Source organism: Bacillus sp. FJAT-45066 (genome assembly GCF_002335755.1).
Lineage (GTDB): Bacteria > Bacillota > Bacilli > Bacillales > Bacillaceae_I > Bacillus_CD > Bacillus_CD alkalisoli.
Genome location: NZ_NISQ01000001.1, coordinates 730,157 through 748,644, shown reverse-complemented (window position 1 = coordinate 748,644; position 18,488 = coordinate 730,157). Strand labels below are relative to the sequence as shown.

Genomic DNA, 18,488 nt, shown 5'->3' with positions numbered 1-18,488 from the left:
CGCGGGGAGGAAGTCGAGCCTCCTCGGCTTCGCCTGTGGGGTCTCGACCTTTCCTCTATGTCCCGCAGGAGTCCAGTGCCTTCCGCTTCAATCCACTCTAGATTTCAAAGAATAAAGAGCTTAATAAACAAAAGGAGGTTAATATAAAACTTACATAGCGTATGAGTGTAATCCTGCAATAATTAAGTTTACTCCGATTAGGTTAAACATGATGATGGCAAAGCCGATTAGAGCTAGCCATGCAGATTTTTCTCCATCCCATCCTTTTGATAAGCGAAGGTGTAGGTAGGCTGCATAGAATAACCATGTAATAAGTGCCCATACTTCTTTTGGGTCCCAACCCCAGAAACGTGTCCAAGCAATTTGTGCCCAGATCATCGCGAATATTAATCCACCTAGTGTAAAGACTGGGAATCCAATTGTAATAGAGCGGTAACCAATTTCATCTGCAATATCTAGGTTAACTTTTCTAACAGCTGGCTTTAATACTACTCCAAGCGGTCTTCTAGCTATTGCCCAGAATAATCCGTAAAGAATAATACCACCAAAAATGGACCATAAAACTGTATTTAGTTTTTTAGTATTAATGATAGCTGGTAAATTTACTAGAGCACCCATTCGGTCTTCTGTAAGGAGTTCCCCTTGATAAGGCCCTACTAAAGCAGGTAAATGATACTCTACAAAAGCATCTTCTCCTTTTTTATCAACATATTGGAAATTCGCTTCATAGTTTGAAGCTTCAAATCCAGCTGTTACGATAATAAATCCGATAAAACATACTAAAGTAAATAGTGTAAACTCTAACCAGAACGGTTTCTTACCTTTTTTACTGTAATCAACTACTTTGATTAAATAAATTAAAGCTGCCACAAAACTCATACCTAAAATAGCGATTCCAAGTGCCGTTGTAATAACGTGAATCCATAGCCAATGAGTTTGTAGGGCTGGAATTAATGGTGAAATCTCTCTTGGGAACATACTTGCATATGCAATCATTAGTAATGCAATTGGTAATGCAAAAAGTCCTAATGTACTAGTTTTATAAATAAAATAAAGAACGATAAATGCTAAAACCAGCATCATCCCAAAAAATGTTGTGAATTCAAAAAGATTACTAACTGGTGCATGACCACCCGCAATCCATCTTGCAATAAAGTAGCCTGATTGGGCTAAAAATCCAGCAATAGTTAATGTAATTCCGACTGTGGAGAATTTGCCACTTTTCTTTTTACTAGCAATTGCTCCTCCGAAAAATGCTGTACCGATTAAATACATAAAAAACGCAGTGTACAGCAAGTTAGCACTTAACTGGGCCATTCTTTTACCTCCTAAGCCTTATTGTCTTCTTGTATCTTTTCATCTTCTTCTTCGTCCGCCTGCTCGACAGGTAGTGAAACAGAAGTGTCTTTAAATGCTTTATTAATATCAGCGTTTAAACCAAACCAGTTTTTGTTCGTGTGCGCAGCAACCCATACTTCATTCTCTCTGCGTTGAACCCATACACGACGGTGATTCCAATACATCCCTTGAATAACACCTATCATAAAGATGGCTCCACCTAAACCTATAATTCCTAATGTGTAGTCTTTGCGTACAATTAAACCAGAAACATTGCGCGTTTCAATGCCTGCAAATCTCATTGCATATTGATTTTCGCCATCGGGTTCAATGTTTTGTTGAATGGCAACTAAACTTACTTCTCCATTAGGTGTTTCAGGTGTAAACATACGGAAAACAAATGCTGGGTTATTTGGAATACGCGATCTTGTATTAGGTTTTCCTTGGTCTAAGAAAAAGTCAGGGAAATAGCTAGCAATCTCCACACGGTACCCATCCTCTAAATCGTAACTGTTAGAAGGGTTCGTTAAGTCAATCGTAATAGTACCAAAGTTATCGCCTGTTTCTTTGTTTGTAAGATTAAAAGACATTGTATGAAATTCATCTAACTTAAAGTCTACTTGATATAGAGCATACGAATCATGTTTTAGCGGTTGGTTCACTCGAATTTTAAACTCGTTTACCTCTTCAAGCAATGGAGGTGCACCTGGTACAATATCGTCTACTCTTTCAAACAGAATCGCGTTTGTCTGGAAGTTACTTGCTAACATGCCATCGCCAATTCTATCTAATGCCGTATCGAACACTTCACCACTCGTTTCTCTTTCATACATCTCTAAAATGAAAGCTTCATTTTTCAAGTAATATTGACCGTTTGTTCCTGGAATAACTTGTGTTTCTCCTTCACGAATCCATAATACTTCATCTACAAACATTCCTGGGAAAAATCGAAGCATAGCACCGATTAAGAAAATAATTAACCCTGCATGGTTCACATAAGGACCCCATCTAGAAAAGCGATTTTTTTCGGCTAATATATTTCCTTGTTCTTCACGGATGTTATAACCTCGTGACTTCAACCCGTCTTTAATTTTGCTAATCTCATCTTCTGTATTTTCCACTTTCGTTGTACCAAAAACACGTTGGCGTTTTAGGAAGTTATCATGTCTAGATACTCGTTGATTTTTTAATGCTTTGTATAAAGGTACACCTCTATCTAAGCTTGCTATAATTAGAGAAACAGCAATCGAGGCAACAAGTAACATATACCACCATGAACTGTACAGATTATGAAACCCTAAATCGTAATAGATTTGCCCAAGGATGCCATACTCTGCAGCATAATGTTCGCTTGCAGATACGGTTGGTGGTATGTACATTTCTTGCGGATAAATCGTACCTAAAGCGGAAGCTACTACGGTAATAAATATTAGCCACACTCCAACTTTAACCGAAGAAAAGAAATTCCAAATTTTATCTACTATTGTTTTGTTGTATGTTTGTGAACGTCTTGCACTACCTTCATAGCGCATATCCAATAACTTGGATTCACTTTTTTCGTTTACTGTCGGTTTTCCACACGCTTCACAAAAAATGGTACCATGAGCATTTACGTGACCACATTCACATTTTAGTTCCTTCATACGAAAAACTCCCTATTATTGTTGATTCGGCACTATACGTTCCATCATTTCTATAATCATTTTTTCTGATAGTTCACTTGATATCTTATACACGACAACCCCGTTTTCATCAATCAAAAAGGTTGTTGGCAACGGTTGAACACCATATGCATTCAATACTTGTCGGTCTCTATCAATGGCAATAGGAAATGTAAGGCCGTATCTATCTCTGAATCTTTCTACTACTAAATCCGTCTCTTGGATATTAACTGCAACAATCTCTACACCTTTATCTTTAAAGACATTGTATTGGTTTTCCATATAAGGCATTTCACGCTCACACGGCTTACACCAAGTTCCCCAGAAGTTAAGAAATACACCTTTCCCACGTAAGTCTGAAAGCATTACTGTATTTCCTTCAAGGTCTACTAAAGAAAAGTTTGGTGCAGTATCTCCAATATTAACTACGTCTCGTTGATTATTAAACACACTAGTGTAAATGGTATAGCCTATTGCAACTAATAGGAGAACAAGAATGACAGATCTCATTATAAGTCTCTTTCTTTTATCCAACGAAGACTCCCCTATCCTTATCTAGTATTCATCTACGATATTATAACATTTACCACTTTTCTCATAGTGAAAAGAATATGAACCTTATGTGACAGTTTTTATTTCATATACTCCACTTTTTTATGTTACACCTTGTACATTTTTTGTTACACCTGGAGCGTTTTATGTTACACTTCGCAAGATTTCTGTTACACCGCTGGCTCTTTAGCTACACTTTTTTCGTTTTATGCTACACCTTCTGCTCTTTATGCTACACCAAGTGCGTTTTATGTTACACTTCACTAGTTTTATGTTTCAACCAGACTCTTTTACAACGCTTATCTAGGTTTAGTAGTTGCTAGTGCTCTAAGTTGTTTTACTTCGTGTGGTGTTAGTTCACGAGCTTCGCCTGGTTGTAAGCCTTGTAATGTTAAGAAACCGTACTTTTCTCTTCTTAGTTTAATTACAGGATGACCAAGCGCTTCGAACATGCGGCGTACTTGGCGATTACGTCCTTCGTGAATAACAACTTCATAGATTGATGTGTTTTTCTTTTTATCAGAAGAAATTATTTTCACTTTAGCTGGCGACGTTTTACCATCTTCTAGGACAACACCACGCTCTAAGCTTCGTATTGCCTCTTTCGTTAAAACGCCTTTTACTTTCGCAATATATTGCTTGTCCACTTCATATTTAGGATGCATAAGTGCATTGGCAAAATCGCCGTCATTTGTAAGTACTAATAATCCTGAAGTATCGTAATCAAGACGACCTACCGGATAAATGCGCTCCTGAATTTCTGGTAAGAAATCAGTAACTACCTTTCTACCTTTATCGTCACTTACACTAGAAATTACACCTCTTGGTTTATACATCGCAAAGTAGACTGGCTTTTCTCTTTCTAATGGAATTCCTTCTACTTCAATTTTATCGTTGGATGTAACTTTAACTCCTAATTCTTTCACCACTTTGCCATTTACCGTAACTCTTCCATCTAAAATTAATTGTTCTGCCTTTCTTCTCGATGTAATTCCTGCACGTGCTATCACTTTTTGTAAACGTTCCATCGTTTCACCTCATTAATATATTTGTACCTTTATTTTTACATTGAAATAGTGAACATAAACATGCCCACCGAAATGCCTTTTTATATGGCTAGGTGGGATTTGATCGCCTTACTTCAAAAAAAATAATTTCTTCCTATAGAAGTCTAACTTCTATTGTACACTTTTTTTCATAAAAAAAGAAATAAACGCTAACGGCGTTAGCGTTTTACATGAATCGTTTCGTTTCGTGAAAAACGAAGATTTAGTTCGAAAAAATTTTTTTACGTTCGTTAAATAAAAAATTTCTTAAAAATAAGTTCTTATATGATTCGTTTTTCGTATAGTATTTGTACATTATGAAACTCACTCACATTCCAAATATTAAAATAACAACTACAATGGCTACTATAATACCAACAAGGTCTGCTAGAAGTCCAACTTTTAGCGCGTCACCCATTTTCTTTATTCCAACTGCACCGAAGTATACTGTTAAGACATAAAGTGTCGTATCAGTACTACCTTGCATCGTAGAGGCTAGTCTACCAATAAAAGAATCTGGCCCATGTGTCGCAATGATATCTGTAGTCATTCCAAGAGCTGCCGTTCCAGAGATTGGACGGATTAAGGCAAGTGGAACAATCTCAGGAGGTACGCCCAATGCATATAAAGCAGGTCTTAGTAAGTCAATGATAAAGTCTAGTGCTCCAGAAGCACGAAAGATAGAGATGGCCACTAACATCCCTACTAAGAACGGAATAATAGATACAGCAATTTTTATCCCTTCTTTTCCACCTTCTACAAACGTTTCATACGTTGGCACTTGTTTATACGTGCCATAAAGCAGGATTGTACAAATGATCACTGGTATGATCCATAATGAGACGAGTGAAATGAACTCCATTAACTAGCACCTCTTCTCACTCTTCTATAATAGAAAAAACGGTCTATCGCGATTGCTGCGATTGTGGAAAATAGGGTTGCAATAAGTGTCGTGCCGACAATTTCTGTTGGGGCACTTGATTCATAAGTCATACGAATAGCAATTACCGTTGTAGGTATTAATGTCAAGCTCGATGTATTAATAGCCAAAAAAGTAATCATGGATCGACTTGCTTCATTTTTGCCACCGTTTAATTCTTTTAATTGCTCCATCGCTTTAATCCCCATTGGAGTTGCAGCATTTCCAAGTCCAAACATATTGGCAATCATATTTGATAGCATATACCCCATTGCAGGATGATTGACTGGCACCTCTGGGAAAAGTCTTACGACTAGCGGTCGAAACAGTTGTGCTAATTTTTCTAATAAGCCAGACGCTTGAGCAATTTTCATTAAGCCTAACCAAAAAACTAGCACACTAATAAATCCAATGCAGATTGTAACCGCCTCTTTTGCCCCTTTAAACACTGCCTCATTTACTTCTGCCATTGTTCCATTAATCATTGCAAATGCTATTCCTATAACGGTCAAGGCAACCCAAATGATGTTAACCATCCGTCTTCATTCCTGTAAAGATAAAGAATATATCTTTAAATAAAGACCAAAAGCTTTTCTTCGGCTCATCTTCTTTATCATAGTAAATTGGTACTTCAGTTAGTACTTCATCGTTTGAAATGATCGTGAATTTCCCGACAACATCTGGTATGCTTTCTTCACTATCCCAACTTTTTTCAGGAGTTAACATGGATATATTTATACGAACATTTTCTCTTTCTTTTGAAGTAAGAGGATAATTTACGTCACGATCTAATTTTACTTTATTTTTATAAAAATCGTCTTTCACCAGTTTTAATGTCCCTTTTGATGCTAGATTGTAAAGTTGGTAATCTTGAAATGCTCTGTTAAACATAAAGATATGATCTTTCCAATCGTCTGGATCATGTAGGGTTACGGCAATTAACTGTAAACCATTTTTTTCTGCAGTAGATATAAGCGTTCTTTTTGCACGTTTTGTAAAACCAGTTTTCCCGCCTGTTGTATATGAATACATTCCAGTTACAAGACGATGTTTATTTGTCCAATTGCGATCCCAGTTCTCATCTGGAGGTCCAGGTGCTTTGTGAACTTTTGTACCAAAAATTTCTTGGAATTTTTCGTTATTCATCGCATAGCGAGTAAGCATTGCCATATCATAAGCCGTGCTATAGTGGTTCTCGTGATCATCTAATCCGTGTGGATTGGCAAACTCTGTGTTCAGCATTCCGATTTCGGCAGCTTTTTGGTTCATTAAATAGACAAAACCTTCTAAACTACCTCCAACATGCTCTGCTATCGCAACTGCTGAATCATTTCCTGAACGTAACATAAGTCCGTATACTAAATGTTCTAGTTTTATTTTTTCACCTGGTTTTAAATAAATGGAAGAGCCTTCTGTACGGACCGCCTTGTTGCTAACTGTTACCATTTCATCGAGTTTGCCAGATTCAACTGCTAAAATTGAAGTCATTACTTTCGTAATACTTGCTATTCGATGTTTATCATGTGCAGCCTTTTCAAAAATGATTCTTCCGCTTTCTTGCTCCATTAATATCGCATTACGAGCTGTAACACCGATGGGAGCTGCTTCTTTTTTTGCTGGAGCGATTATGCTCGCTATTGCAACAAAAAAGATTGTCCATAAAATAAACATCCACTTTACTCGAAACATTACATCCCCATCCTTTTACAATTGTGTCTATACTTTTTTGTATTGGCTTCTTTGACTATGCTTCTTTTTAAAAAGTTAATACTCATTTTTCCGTAAATAGTTTTTCTTTTCAGTATGTTTGTGGCTATGATTTTTCGATGTGTGTTAGTAGATTGATTGGCGAATAGGAAGTATTTAAACTAAAAAGAAAGCTCTTATTAGCCAATTTATGCACGACCTGTCCAAATATGAATAGGAAAATAGAAAAAAGCCCCCTAGATGTATGGGAGCTCTCAAAGCGATGTGTTAAAACGATTGCCACTTTAGTTTGGATGCTTCTGAAAATCGTTTTTCTACGTCTTTCCAATTTACGATATTCCACCAATTTTCAATATAATCTTTTTTGTCCGCTTTATATTGCAAGTAATATGCATGTTCCCACATATCAAGGCCTAGCAGCGGAATTGTATCCCATTGAGTAAACAATTGCTGTTTTTCCGTTTGCAAGATTTCTAGACGGTGTGCTCTTGGTGACCAAACTAATAGTGCCCAGCCAACACCTTCTACTTTATCGGCTGCTTCTGTGAAATGTAACTTAAACTTATCAAAACTACCAAAATCTAAGTTGATTTGTTTTGCAAGCGTACCACTAGGTTGGCCACCGCCTTTTGGTGACATGTTATCCCAGAACATCGTGTGCAAATAATGACCTGACCCATGGAATGTCGCTTCCCTTGACCAATGTTTAATTAAATCAAAGTTATTATTTTCTCTTGCCTTTTGCATTTCTTTTTCTGCTTTGTTTAAGCCATCTACATATGCTTTATGATGACGTGTATGATGCAACTCCATTATTTCTCTTGAGATATAAGGCTCTAAAGCATTATATCTGTACGGTAGTGGCGGTAGCTTATGTTCTCCAATCGGAACTCGCCTACTGGACGTTCTATCTTCTTGAATTCCAAGCGTGCTGCTAATTTCGTCTAATATTCTTTTTACATCTAGGACATCCATTTCAGAGATATAGTCATAGCACTGTAATTCTTCTACTTTTGCTAACAAGTGTTCCGTATGAAAAAGCGTTGAATCTCTGTCTTCCCATTCTATAGACAATATACCTTCACACCATAGTCTTACTTCTTGTAAATATTGTTGAAAAACTTGCTGATTATCGTGCAAGCTTACTCCCTCCCCTTTGCATCATCTTTGTATCGTATGCAGGAAAGGCTTCTCTTGGTGAGTTGTACATGAAAGAGAGCAAATTGACTTTTTTAAAAAACAAGGCTGTAATAAAGACCGCTGTTGATTTCCGGGCAAGACTTAGCTTTCCGCGGGCAGCCTTGCCCGGAAATCAACAGCTTATTAGTAATTATAACAACAGTAAGCTAACACATCCAAAACTAAAAAAACTTAGAGACACATACATCTCTAAGTTTTTTTCATTTTATTTACTTTGTAACATTTTCGTGCGGTAGTCTGTTTCGAAATATTGTAATTCTTCACGGATCGTTTGAAAGTTATTTTCTAATGAACGAATTACTTTTTGTAAAGAAGCTGGAGGTGTTTCATGAAATTGAACAGCATCTTTTCCAGTGTAGGCAGAGCGACTATCTTCAAACCATGCATCATTTTTAGGTGAGAAAAATTCTTCCACACATTGATGGAAAATCGTATATAGAACTTTCTCGGCTGCTGATTTACGGAATGGTTCACTAGTCAATAAAACTTGGCAAGCTTGATGCCCTTCATCACAAAATACAACTAACCTACGAACGGTCATTAAAAGTTGATTTACGTAGCCTTCACTTGCGTCACATTCATCTACTAATTTAGGAAGTGTCGTGTTGTTTAGAAAATCATTTAACTCGATAACCGTGGCTTTTAAAAACTGTTCCACTTGTTGCATTTGCGAAATGACCATAGAATTTGCCATGAAAGAAAAACCCTCCTATTTTTTATCTTACTACTTCAGAATCTTTCAGGAAGCTTAATGGAGAAGTAAGATTGTATTCTCCTTTTGACTCTAGTGCTTCATAGATATCTTTTAGTTTATTAATATTTACGTTATGAAAGTACTTTTCCATGTCTTCTTTTACATTTATGTATAGTCTTTTTCTGTTTTTGTAACTTGTGTTTTTGATTAAACAAGTTAATGCTACGACGTCTCTAAAATTAATTTGTTTTCCATTTACAGTGAAAAGTGGATTTGTTTTCGCTTCTGTTTCTACATAGTCAGCAAAAGTTTCTTCGAAGTACCTTACATACAGTACATGAAACGTCTTTTCAACTTCTTCGTCTAGAAATGTAACTTCAGAACGATTGAAGAAGTCTTCTGATGTATTGGATTGTGCTTTTTCAAGTTCGTAGCCTATTGCTTTTTTAATAATCACCGTTCCACCCCTATGAATGACATATATTTATTGGCTTTTACGAATCTATTCTAATATTTATATTATTACTTTGCCCGTTCATTTCCGCTACAGGCACTGGCTTTCCGTGGGGAGCGCAGGGGAAGGTTATTTTCACTATCGTGAAAAAACCTACTCCTCGACGTACCGTCTGCGGGGTCTCGCCCTTTCCTCTATGTCCCACAGGAGTCCAGTGCCTTTCGCTCCAATTCACTCTAGCCTTTGAATAAAAAAACAGCAAGATTTACGTAAAATACAAATATCATAAATATATTTTACCATAAATATTCTGAATAGCGTTATGATTCCAATGTTTCTTGGAATCTTTCGAAAAATAGGTCGGCCTCGTTGGAAAGGTCGTCTTCGTCTGATAGTTTCAACTCTGGAAGTTCACCTAAGTCTTTAAGGCCGAAACAATCTAAAAACTCTTTCGTCGTACCATATAAAATGGCACGTCCAGTTCCTTCTGCACGACCGACTTCTTTGATTAGCGCTTTCCCCACTAACGTATGGATTGGTCGTTCTGTTTTTACGCCACGAATTTCTTCCATTTCTGTTCTTGTGATTGGTTGTTTGTATGCCACAATCGCTAACGTTTCTAACGCCGCTTGGGATAATGTAGTGGATGCAGGTGATTCAACGAGACGTTTTAAATATGGGGCGTGTTCTTTTTTCGTAGTAAGTTGGTATGTGCCCGCCAACTCTATTATCGTAATACCCCTTTTACTGCTTTCATAATCTTTTTGCAATCCTCTAACTGTTTCCATCGCAACTGTCTCATCTACTTCTAGAACAGAGACAATTTGTTTTAATGATAGCCCTTCATCTCCTGCTGCAAAAAGTAATCCTTCTAAAATCGCTTTCCAATTAATAATCTCCAAAACTCTCGCTTCCTCCCTTGTTGTATGCGACATAAATGTCATCAAAGTTATCTTCTTGTTCCAAAATAATTTCATTCTTTTTAAGCAGTTCTAAAATGGCTAAAAATGTTACGACAATATATTCTTTGTTGACACTAGGAAATAAATCAAAAAAGTGTTTTCTTTTGCCACTTTTCTTTAAATCTTCCAACAGTTCTTGCATTCGTCGTTCAATTGGGATTTCTTGTCGTGTAATTTTTGTTTGTAATGGCTTTTGTAATTTCTTTCGGCGCATTAATTTTTGAAATGCTCCTAACAGATCGTAAAGCGAGACATCTAACTTCACTTCTTGAGGCTCCACTTGTTTTATAAATTCGCTTAAGTCACTTGGTGGTTTTGTAAAATATTCATTCCGTTCTGTTTCCATTTCTTTTAAATCTTCTGCTGCCTCTTTATATTTTCGATATTCAATTAGTCGATTCATTAACTCTTCCCGAGGATCTTCTTCGTAATCACCAAACTCATCTTGATCATCGAATAATTCTTCCTCATGTTTTGGAAGAAGCATTTTGCTTTTAATTTCAAGTAAAGTTGCTGCCATTACTAAATACTCACTAGCAACATCCAGTTGTAACTCTTTCATCGTATGTATGTATAATAAATACTGCTCTGTAATTTGAGCAACTGGGATATTGTATATATCTATTTCTAGTCGATTTATTAAATGTAGGAGTAAGTCGAGCGGGCCTTCAAAGGCATCAATTTTGACATTATATTCTTGCATTTCCTATTCATCCTTATCTTCTAAAAGCATTGATAATAATAAAACTACTTCATAGTATATAGTATAATTCATATATTTTATAGAGCTTACATCACTATGGTAGAATGAAATTATTATCCTTATATTGGAGTGGTTTATATTGTACCCTAAGCCTTATTTAGATTATCTTTATTATTTTCATTGTGCAAGAGATTATTTTGAATGTCATGAAGTGTTAGAAGAATATTGGAAAGAAAAACCTGCAGAAGAACGAGAAATTCATTGGGTTGGATTTATACAAATTGCGGTGGGACTTTACCATCATAGAAGAGGTAACAAGAAAGGCGCTTTACGGATGCTACAAAATGCATTAACCATTCTGTCTAATCAGAATTCAGTTGTAGAGTCTCTTGGTCTTGATAGTTTAAAGTTGAAGAAAACGTTAGAAGCGTACATTGTTAAAGTGGAGAATGACGAGCCATACGAGAGTTTAAATCTCCCTGTAAAAAATACTTCTTTAATCTCTTTGTGTGAACGAAAGAAAGAGGTGCCTTGGGGAACAAAGAGTGATTTAACGAATTTATATTTAATAAATAAACATACCTTAAGGGATCGTTCCGAAGTCATTTTAGAGAGAGAAACTAGATTAAAACGCAAAAAAAATAGCACTGATTAGTTCAGTGCTTGGTTGTTTCTTATTCTAGGTCGCATTTATCAATAAATGCTGCTGTATGTTCCGTTGCTTTTAAAGTGTGGTTAGGATAGATGTTTCTTAAGGCACAAACCATTTGTTTTCCAATACCAAGTTGTCGATGAGACGGATTAACGCTAATATGTTGAATCGTCAACAATTCATCCGTTAGCCCCATTCCAATGATTCCAATCACATCATCTTCTTCTTTCCATAAGAAAAGATGCCAAGAATCATTTTCCTCATATTCTTTCATTGTACATTGCAACTTTTTCAAGTCTTTTTCTGTAGGCATAAAAGACATTAGACCCATTGCAATCTTTTCGAAGCTTTTCTTGTATCGAATTAACATAAATTTACCCCTCAAATCGGTGAAACTTCAAAGTTAATTTTAATCCGTTTGCTTTATAATATTAAAATAAAAAGCTAACGTTACTAAGTATACATTTTATCCAATGCCTTGACAAATGTATACCTTTTTTACGAAAAATTATATTTCTCTTAACAAATTCGCCATTTCAATTGCTGCGGCTGCGGCTTCCCACCCTTTATTTCCTGCTTTTGTTCCCGCTCTTTCAATAGCTTGTTCAATTGTTTCCGTTGTTAATACACCAAAGATTACAGGGATTCCTGATTGCATAGAAGCAGCGGAAACTCCTTTAGCAGCTTCGTTACAAACAAAATCAAAATGCGGCGTAGCTCCACGAATTACAGTTCCTAGAGTAATAATAGCATCATATTTGTTTGAATCAGCTAACTTTTTTGCTACTAATGGAATTTCAAAAGCACCTGGTACCCAAGCAACATCCACATCAGATTCGTTTACACCATGTCTCTTTAAAGCATCTTGCGCTCCGCCTAATAGTTTACTTGTAATGAACTCATTAAACCTTCCAACAACTATACCAACTTTTAAACCAGTACCAACTAAGTTTCCTTCAAAAATTTTACTCATTTTATTTACTCCTCTATAGTATATTTTAAATTTATAAATTAGAAATGAAGCATGTGACCTAATTTGCTATTTTTTGTTTTCAAATAGTTTTCATTTTCAAGCTTTGTAGGCATTTGAATTGGAATTCTATCTACGACCTCTAATTCATACCCATTTAGCCCTTTTATTTTTCTAGGGTTGTTCGTCAATAATTTCATTTTTGAAACTCCTAAGTCTCTTAGGATTTGTGCCCCTATGCCGTAATCTCTTAGATCAGCTGCAAAGCCTAATTTTTCATTAGCCTCAACCGTATCGTAGCCTTCTTCTTGTAGCTTATATGCTCTCATTTTATTTAGGAGACCAATCCCTCTACCTTCTTGCCTCATATATAACAAGACGCCTCTACCTTCTTTTTCAATCTGAGAAAGTGCTGCATGTAACTGAGGTCCACAATCACAACGGTTTGACCCAAACACATCACCAGTTAAACACTCAGAATGTACTCTTACCATTGTTGGTTCTGTAGGGTCTATATCTCCTTTTACTAATGCTATATGCTCTTTTCCATCTAAAATATTGGAATAACCTATTGCTTTAAATTTGCCAAATTCCGTTGGTAGCTCTATTTCCACTTCGCGATTAATGAGCCTATCTTTTTTATTTCGATATTGTATTAAGTCTTTAATGGTAATCATCTTCAAGTCAAACTTCTTGGCAATCTCCTTTAGCTCGGGAACTCGTGCCATCGTACCATCTTCATTCATAATTTCACAAATTACTCCTGCAGGTTTTGCTCCACAAAGAAACGCTAAATCAACTGCCGCTTCTGTATGACCTGCTCTTCTAAGTACGCCGCCTTTTTTGGCTACAAGCGGAAAAATATGACCAGGTCTTTTAAAATCCAAAACTTTTGCTTCAGGGGAAAGCATCTCTAGTACAGTAGTTGATCGTTCAAAAGCACTGATACCTGTTGTTGTAGATTTATGGTCGATACTTACTGTAAAAGCTGTACCATGTGAATCAGTATTATGATTTACCATTGGAGTTAGTTGCAGTTTATTTGCCAAATCCTCCATTACTGGGACACAAATCAATCCTCTACCATGAGTTGCCATGAAATTAATTACTTCTGGAGTTGTTTTTTCCGCGATAGAAACAAAATCGCCCTCATTTTCTCTATCTTCATCATCACAAACAATCACTACTTTACCGTCCATTAAATCTTTTAATGCATCTTCAATTGTATTAAAATTCTTTTCCATCCTATCCACCACCTTACTTAAATCCATGCTCTTCTAGAAAACTTTCAGACAGTGATGATTTATGTAGTGTCTTTGTTTTCTTAGAAAGTAAATGGTTTATATATTTAGCTAACATATCGCATTCTATATTTACAATGTCACCAATTTCTTTTTTCCCGAGTATTGTTTCATTTAATGTATGAGGGATTAAAGAAATAGTAAAAGTATCTTCACCAACTCCAAAAACTGTTAAGCTAGTACCATCAACCGTTACAGAACCTTTTAACATCATATAATCGTGTAAAGCATTTTCTACTTTTATATCATAATAGACAGCATTGGATACCCTTTGCTTTTTCATAATTGTTCCTATACCATCTACATGACCGCTGACAAAATGTCCTCCGAATCGACCGTTTGCTTGCATAGCTCTTTCTAAGTTAACAGTCGAGCCTTGTTTAAGAGTACTTAAAGATGTCGCACGAACGGTCTCTGGCATAACATCTACTGTAAACTTATTTTTATTAAATGAGGTTACTGTTAGACAAACTCCATTTACTGCAATACTATCCCCTAAACGAACATCATCTAATATTATATCTGCTCCAATGGAAAACACTATAGAGTTTTCCCCTTGTTTCATACTTTTAACGATACCTATTTCTTCAATGATACCTGTAAACATATATAACTCTCCTATCTGAGTCCGTTTCAGATTGTATGAGCACTATACGAAAAACGATTGATGGCACCATTTTCTGTATTTATACAACTCAATAAACGAACATATATATGTAGTACTTTAAAATATTCTTTTTTCATTAAACGAACCGTATTCGTTATAGAGTCATCTAATTTTGGCAATTATCTTTATATCGTTTCCAATCATAGATACTTCTTCGAATGACAGGGAGAGCGTTTCTACCATCTTTTGAAATCCTTCTCCACCGAAAGAGGTAGGTGCTTTTCCTCCGCCAATTAATGTTGGTGCGATATAGGTGATAAGTTGGTTGATTTTCTTTTCTTTAAGGAAACTTCCATTAACAGTCGCTCCACCTTCAACAAATAATGATGTTATTCCTCGTTTTCCTAACAGTTTTAAAACAGCACTTATTTTAAGTTCGTTAGATTCTAATTGGATTACTTCTACTAAATGATTTTTATTTAATTCTTTTATTTTGTCTTGCGATGCCATCAGACTAGTAATAATCCAAGTAGGAGCTTCTTTATCTGTTAGAACGTTCGATTTAGTTGGTATCCTTAAAGAAGTATCCAAAACTATTCTAATTGGATTTTTACCACCACTATCTAGTCTAGTTGTTAAACTAGGATCGTCTGCTATAACTGTATTCACACCAACTAAAATAGCATCATGCCAGTGGCGATATGTATGAACATCATAGCGTGCTTCTTCACCTGTAATCCATTTACTTTCACCTGTATGTGTTGCCGTTTTTCCATCAAGACTTATAGCTGTTTTCACCGTAACAAACGGTTCCTTCGTTTGCATATTATAAAAGAAAACATCATTTAGTTTTTTAGCAGAATCCTCTTCAACACCAACAATAACCTCAATACCAGATTCCTTTAACCTTTTAACTCCATTTCCACTAACTAACGGATTTGGATCTAGGGAAGCTATTACAACTTTTGATACTTTCTTATCAATAAGTAAATTTGCACAAGGTGGTGTTTTACCATAATGGCTACAAGGCTCTAATGTAACATACACTGTCGAACCTACCGCCTTATCACCAGCCATCTGCATCGCAAGCACTTCGGCGTGGCCTTCTCCAGCTTTAAGGTGTGCGCCAAATCCTATGATTTCTCCATTTTTCACAACTACTGCCCCTACTGCGGGGTTAGGAGATGTTTGCCCTCTCGCTTTTTCTGCTAAATCAATGGCAAATTTCATGTAAAAAGAATGGTTCATCCTCTCACCACCTCTCATTTCAAATATAAAAAACACCCAGGAAAAGTTGTCCTCGGTGTAAAAATTAGATTTATTGCATACTCAAATAAGCAGAAAAAAATATGATTTTTTTCTACTTTTGCAATTAAATCCTTCTCCCATCCAGACTTTCACTGTCGGCCCTGGAGTTTCACCAGATCCACCAATTTCCTATAAATAAGAAATTGGGTCACGGACTAAGAAGTAAAGTTTACTTCATCACCGCCGGTAGGGAATTCCACCCACCCCCGAAGGACATTATATGTAGTTGTATTAATTAATGATAGCATACATGGGCTGTCTTATGAAACATAAATGCTTTTATACTCAATAATCACACAATAAAGAACCAGTAAATTAATCCCCAAACAAGCGACATACCTACTAAAATACCAAATAAAATCCAGTTTGTTTTTTGCATTACATTCCCTCCGCAAACCTACAATCAAATGGCTAGAAAAAGACTTAACACGAATGCTAAGTCTTTTTCTCTGATGATTATACTTTTATATTATGCTTCGTCCCAAACTTTAACTTCTTTCATTACATCGCCATTTTTCATTTTAAGCGCTGTTTCTAGTCCTTCAGTTACTTGACCGAATACAGTGTGTACACCGTTTAAGTGTGGTTGAGAATCGTGTACGATGAAGAATTGGCTTCCACCAGTATCTTTTCCAGCGTGTGCCATAGAAAGAGATCCTGGTACATGCTTATGAGGGTTACCTTCCGTTTCACACTTAATTGAGTAGCCAGGGCCACCTGTACCCATTCCGTTCGGGCAACCACCTTGAGATACGAATCCAGGGATTACGCGGTGGAAATTTAAACCGTTGTAGAAACCTTCGTTTGCTAATTTTTCGAAGTTAGCAACTGTACCAGATGCTTCGTTTTCGAATAAGTCAATTAAAATCGTTTCGCCATTTTCCATAAGAATGCTAGCTTTTTTCATATGTATAACCTCCTAATTTTCACCATTATTTTATGTAACCTTATTTATAGTACTATATTTTGTACAAATAGAAAAGTAATCCGATAATTCCCCGTATTATCTGAACATAACAAAGTACCTACTTCACCAATGAAGTAGGCACCAATTGTTAGTTATTTTAACACTTTTGAGTTTAATGGTAAGTCCAGTCTTACTATGTCTTCTAAGCTTTCTCTTTTCACAACTAAGTTAGCTTCCCCGTTTTCTACGAATACTACTGCAGGTCGTGCAATACGGTTATAGTTGTTGGACATAGAGTAGCCGTAAGCCCCTGTACAAAAAACAGCCAAGTAGTCATCTTCGGTTGTTTTTGGTAGCTCAATGTCCCAAATTAACATGTCACCTGATTCACAAGCTTTACCAGCAATAGATACAGTTTCTTCTTTTGAATCTTCCACTCGATTTGCTAAAACCGCTTCGTATTTTGCTTGATATAAAGCAGGACGCAAATTGTCACTCATACCACCGTTAACTGATACATATGTGCGAACATTCGGTATTTCTTTTCTTGCTCCGATCGAATAAATGGTCGTTCCAGCGTCACCAACTAATGAGCGTCCTGGCTCAATCCATATTTCTGGCATTTTCATATCATATTTGGCAATATAATTTTGTACTTGGCCGATAATTTCTTCTACATAAATAGAAACAGGTATTGGATCGTCCTCTTCTGTGTATCGGATTCCAAACCCACCACCTAAGTTAACAACCCTCGCCTCAAATCCTGCTCGTTCTTTCCAGTCGTTCAATGTTGCAAACATTTTTTCTGCTGCCACTTTAAAACCAGTCGTTTCGAATATTTGAGAGCCAATATGACAGTGAATTCCTAGCAACGTTACATGCGCTGAATTTTCAGCTAATTGCATCGCTTCAAATGCTTGCCCACTTTGTAAGTCGAAACCAAACTTTGAATCTTCTTGTCCTGTTAAAATGTAATCGTGTGTATGCGCTTCAATTCCAGGCGTTAAACGTAGTAAGATTGGCATGTTATATTCATGTCTAGCACAAATACTCGTTAATAGAGATAACTCTAGAAAATTATCAACTACCACACAACCAATTTTATTAACTACAGCCATTTCTAATTCTTCTGCACTTTTATTGTTGCCATGGAAATGAATTTTTTTTACTGGAAAACCAGCCTTTAATGCTGTGAATAATTCACCTGATGAAACTACATCTAATGACAAACCTTCTTCTTCTGCTAGTTGAACCATTGCAATCGTTGAGAATGCTTTGCTAGCGTAGGCAACTTGTGCTTTTACACCTAAGTTTAAAAACGTGTCACGAAACTGTTTGGCTCTTTCTCTAATTAATGCTACATCAAATATATAAAGTGGTGTACCATATTGTGTTGCTAAATCGATTGTATCTACTCCACCAATTGTTAAATGTCCTTTGCTATTTACCGAACTGCTACCATAAAAATGCATTCTCGCTACCCCTAACTGTTATAATCTGTGCTCTT

The 18,488-nt window shown here is 36.3% G+C and carries 20 protein-coding genes and 1 riboswitch; of the genes, 1 reads left to right on the top strand and 19 read right to left on the bottom strand.

Annotated elements, in window-relative coordinates; translation table 11 throughout:
* Window positions 1–150: 150 nt before the first annotated feature.
* The 12 genes from ccsB to CDZ92_RS03770 form a co-directional block, all read right to left on the bottom strand.
* On the bottom strand, window positions 151–1,317 hold the full coding sequence (gene ccsB, locus CDZ92_RS03825) for a c-type cytochrome biogenesis protein CcsB (RefSeq protein ID WP_096153685.1): 1,167 nt from the start codon (window positions 1,315–1,317) through the stop codon (window positions 151–153).
* 11 nt (window positions 1,318–1,328) lie between these two features.
* A complete protein-coding gene (resB, locus tag CDZ92_RS03820) occupies window positions 1,329–2,981 on the bottom strand; it encodes a cytochrome c biogenesis protein ResB (protein ID WP_096153684.1) in 1,653 nt (550 codons plus the stop codon).
* Between the two features lie 15 nt (window positions 2,982–2,996).
* Window positions 2,997–3,533 carry a thiol-disulfide oxidoreductase ResA gene (gene resA / locus CDZ92_RS03815; RefSeq protein WP_096153682.1) on the bottom strand — a complete coding sequence of 179 codons (537 nt, stop codon included), beginning with the start codon at window positions 3,531–3,533 and terminating at the stop codon, window positions 2,997–2,999.
* Window positions 3,534–3,850: 317 nt separating this feature from the next.
* The gene (locus CDZ92_RS03810; protein ID WP_096153680.1) at window positions 3,851–4,579 is read right to left on the bottom strand and encodes a pseudouridine synthase; all 729 of its coding nucleotides are present in this window, start codon (window positions 4,577–4,579) and stop codon (window positions 3,851–3,853) included.
* A 346-nt stretch (window positions 4,580–4,925) separates the two neighbouring features.
* On the bottom strand, window positions 4,926–5,459 hold the full coding sequence (locus CDZ92_RS03805; RefSeq protein WP_096153678.1) for a spore maturation protein: 534 nt from the start codon (window positions 5,457–5,459) through the stop codon (window positions 4,926–4,928).
* Entirely contained in the window at window positions 5,459–6,052 is a 594-nt protein-coding gene (locus CDZ92_RS03800; RefSeq protein ID WP_096153676.1) for a nucleoside recognition domain-containing protein, read from the bottom strand. The genes CDZ92_RS03805 and CDZ92_RS03800 overlap by 1 nt, the downstream gene beginning before the upstream one ends.
* A complete protein-coding gene (locus CDZ92_RS03795; protein WP_227521465.1) occupies window positions 6,045–7,205 on the bottom strand; it encodes a D-alanyl-D-alanine carboxypeptidase family protein in 1,161 nt (386 codons plus the stop codon). Before CDZ92_RS03795 ends, CDZ92_RS03800 begins: the two co-directional genes overlap by 8 nt.
* Before the next feature lie 285 nt (window positions 7,206–7,490).
* On the bottom strand, window positions 7,491–8,363 hold the full coding sequence (locus CDZ92_RS03790) for a superoxide dismutase (RefSeq protein WP_406564879.1): 873 nt from the start codon (window positions 8,361–8,363) through the stop codon (window positions 7,491–7,493).
* A 265-nt stretch (window positions 8,364–8,628) separates the two neighbouring features.
* Window positions 8,629–9,117, bottom strand: a complete 489-nt coding sequence (locus CDZ92_RS03785; protein ID WP_096153674.1) for a YpuI family protein — start codon at window positions 9,115–9,117, stop codon at window positions 8,629–8,631.
* A gap of 22 nt (window positions 9,118–9,139) precedes the next feature.
* A complete protein-coding gene (locus CDZ92_RS03780; RefSeq protein ID WP_096153673.1) occupies window positions 9,140–9,574 on the bottom strand; it encodes a hypothetical protein in 435 nt (144 codons plus the stop codon).
* 317 nt (window positions 9,575–9,891) lie between these two features.
* On the bottom strand, window positions 9,892–10,473 hold the full coding sequence (gene scpB / locus CDZ92_RS03775; protein WP_096153671.1) for an SMC-Scp complex subunit ScpB: 582 nt from the start codon (window positions 10,471–10,473) through the stop codon (window positions 9,892–9,894).
* Complete coding sequence (locus CDZ92_RS03770) at window positions 10,460–11,236, bottom strand: segregation/condensation protein A (protein ID WP_096153669.1); 777 nt, start codon at window positions 11,234–11,236, stop codon at window positions 10,460–10,462. Before CDZ92_RS03770 ends, scpB begins: the two co-directional genes overlap by 14 nt.
* A gap of 139 nt (window positions 11,237–11,375) precedes the next feature.
* Here CDZ92_RS03770 and CDZ92_RS03765 point away from each other — a divergent pair, with 139 nt between their 5' ends.
* Window positions 11,376–11,891 carry a DUF309 domain-containing protein gene (locus tag CDZ92_RS03765; protein WP_096153667.1) on the top strand — a complete coding sequence of 172 codons (516 nt, stop codon included), beginning with the start codon at window positions 11,376–11,378 and terminating at the stop codon, window positions 11,889–11,891.
* 19 nt (window positions 11,892–11,910) lie between these two features.
* On the opposite strand, the gene CDZ92_RS03760 is transcribed toward CDZ92_RS03765, so the two are convergent.
* The 7 genes from CDZ92_RS03760 to lysA all read right to left on the bottom strand — a co-directional run bounded on the left by CDZ92_RS03760 (window position 11,911) and on the right by lysA (window position 18,453).
* Complete coding sequence (locus CDZ92_RS03760) at window positions 11,911–12,258, bottom strand: GNAT family N-acetyltransferase (RefSeq protein ID WP_096153666.1); 348 nt, start codon at window positions 12,256–12,258, stop codon at window positions 11,911–11,913.
* 138 nt (window positions 12,259–12,396) lie between these two features.
* Window positions 12,397–12,861: a 6,7-dimethyl-8-ribityllumazine synthase gene (gene ribH / locus CDZ92_RS03755; protein ID WP_096153664.1), complete on the bottom strand. Its 465-nt coding sequence runs from the start codon at window positions 12,859–12,861 to the stop codon at window positions 12,397–12,399.
* A gap of 38 nt (window positions 12,862–12,899) precedes the next feature.
* Complete coding sequence (locus CDZ92_RS03750; protein ID WP_096153663.1) at window positions 12,900–14,102, bottom strand: bifunctional 3,4-dihydroxy-2-butanone-4-phosphate synthase/GTP cyclohydrolase II; 1,203 nt, start codon at window positions 14,100–14,102, stop codon at window positions 12,900–12,902.
* A gap of 13 nt (window positions 14,103–14,115) precedes the next feature.
* Window positions 14,116–14,766 carry a riboflavin synthase gene (gene ribE, locus CDZ92_RS03745; RefSeq protein ID WP_096153661.1) on the bottom strand — a complete coding sequence of 217 codons (651 nt, stop codon included), beginning with the start codon at window positions 14,764–14,766 and terminating at the stop codon, window positions 14,116–14,118.
* Window positions 14,767–14,928: 162 nt separating this feature from the next.
* Window positions 14,929–16,014, bottom strand: coding sequence for a bifunctional diaminohydroxyphosphoribosylaminopyrimidine deaminase/5-amino-6-(5-phosphoribosylamino)uracil reductase RibD (ribD, locus tag CDZ92_RS03740; protein ID WP_096153659.1), 1,086 nt, complete (start codon window positions 16,012–16,014; stop codon window positions 14,929–14,931).
* Window positions 16,015–16,139: 125 nt separating this feature from the next.
* A riboswitch (FMN riboswitch) is annotated at window positions 16,140–16,292 on the bottom strand.
* A gap of 251 nt (window positions 16,293–16,543) precedes the next feature.
* The gene (locus CDZ92_RS03735; protein WP_096153657.1) at window positions 16,544–16,981 is read right to left on the bottom strand and encodes a peptidylprolyl isomerase; all 438 of its coding nucleotides are present in this window, start codon (window positions 16,979–16,981) and stop codon (window positions 16,544–16,546) included.
* Window positions 16,982–17,133: 152 nt separating this feature from the next.
* Window positions 17,134–18,453 carry a diaminopimelate decarboxylase gene (lysA, locus tag CDZ92_RS03730; RefSeq protein WP_096153655.1) on the bottom strand — a complete coding sequence of 440 codons (1,320 nt, stop codon included), beginning with the start codon at window positions 18,451–18,453 and terminating at the stop codon, window positions 17,134–17,136.
* Between the last annotated feature and the right edge of the window lie 35 nt (window positions 18,454–18,488).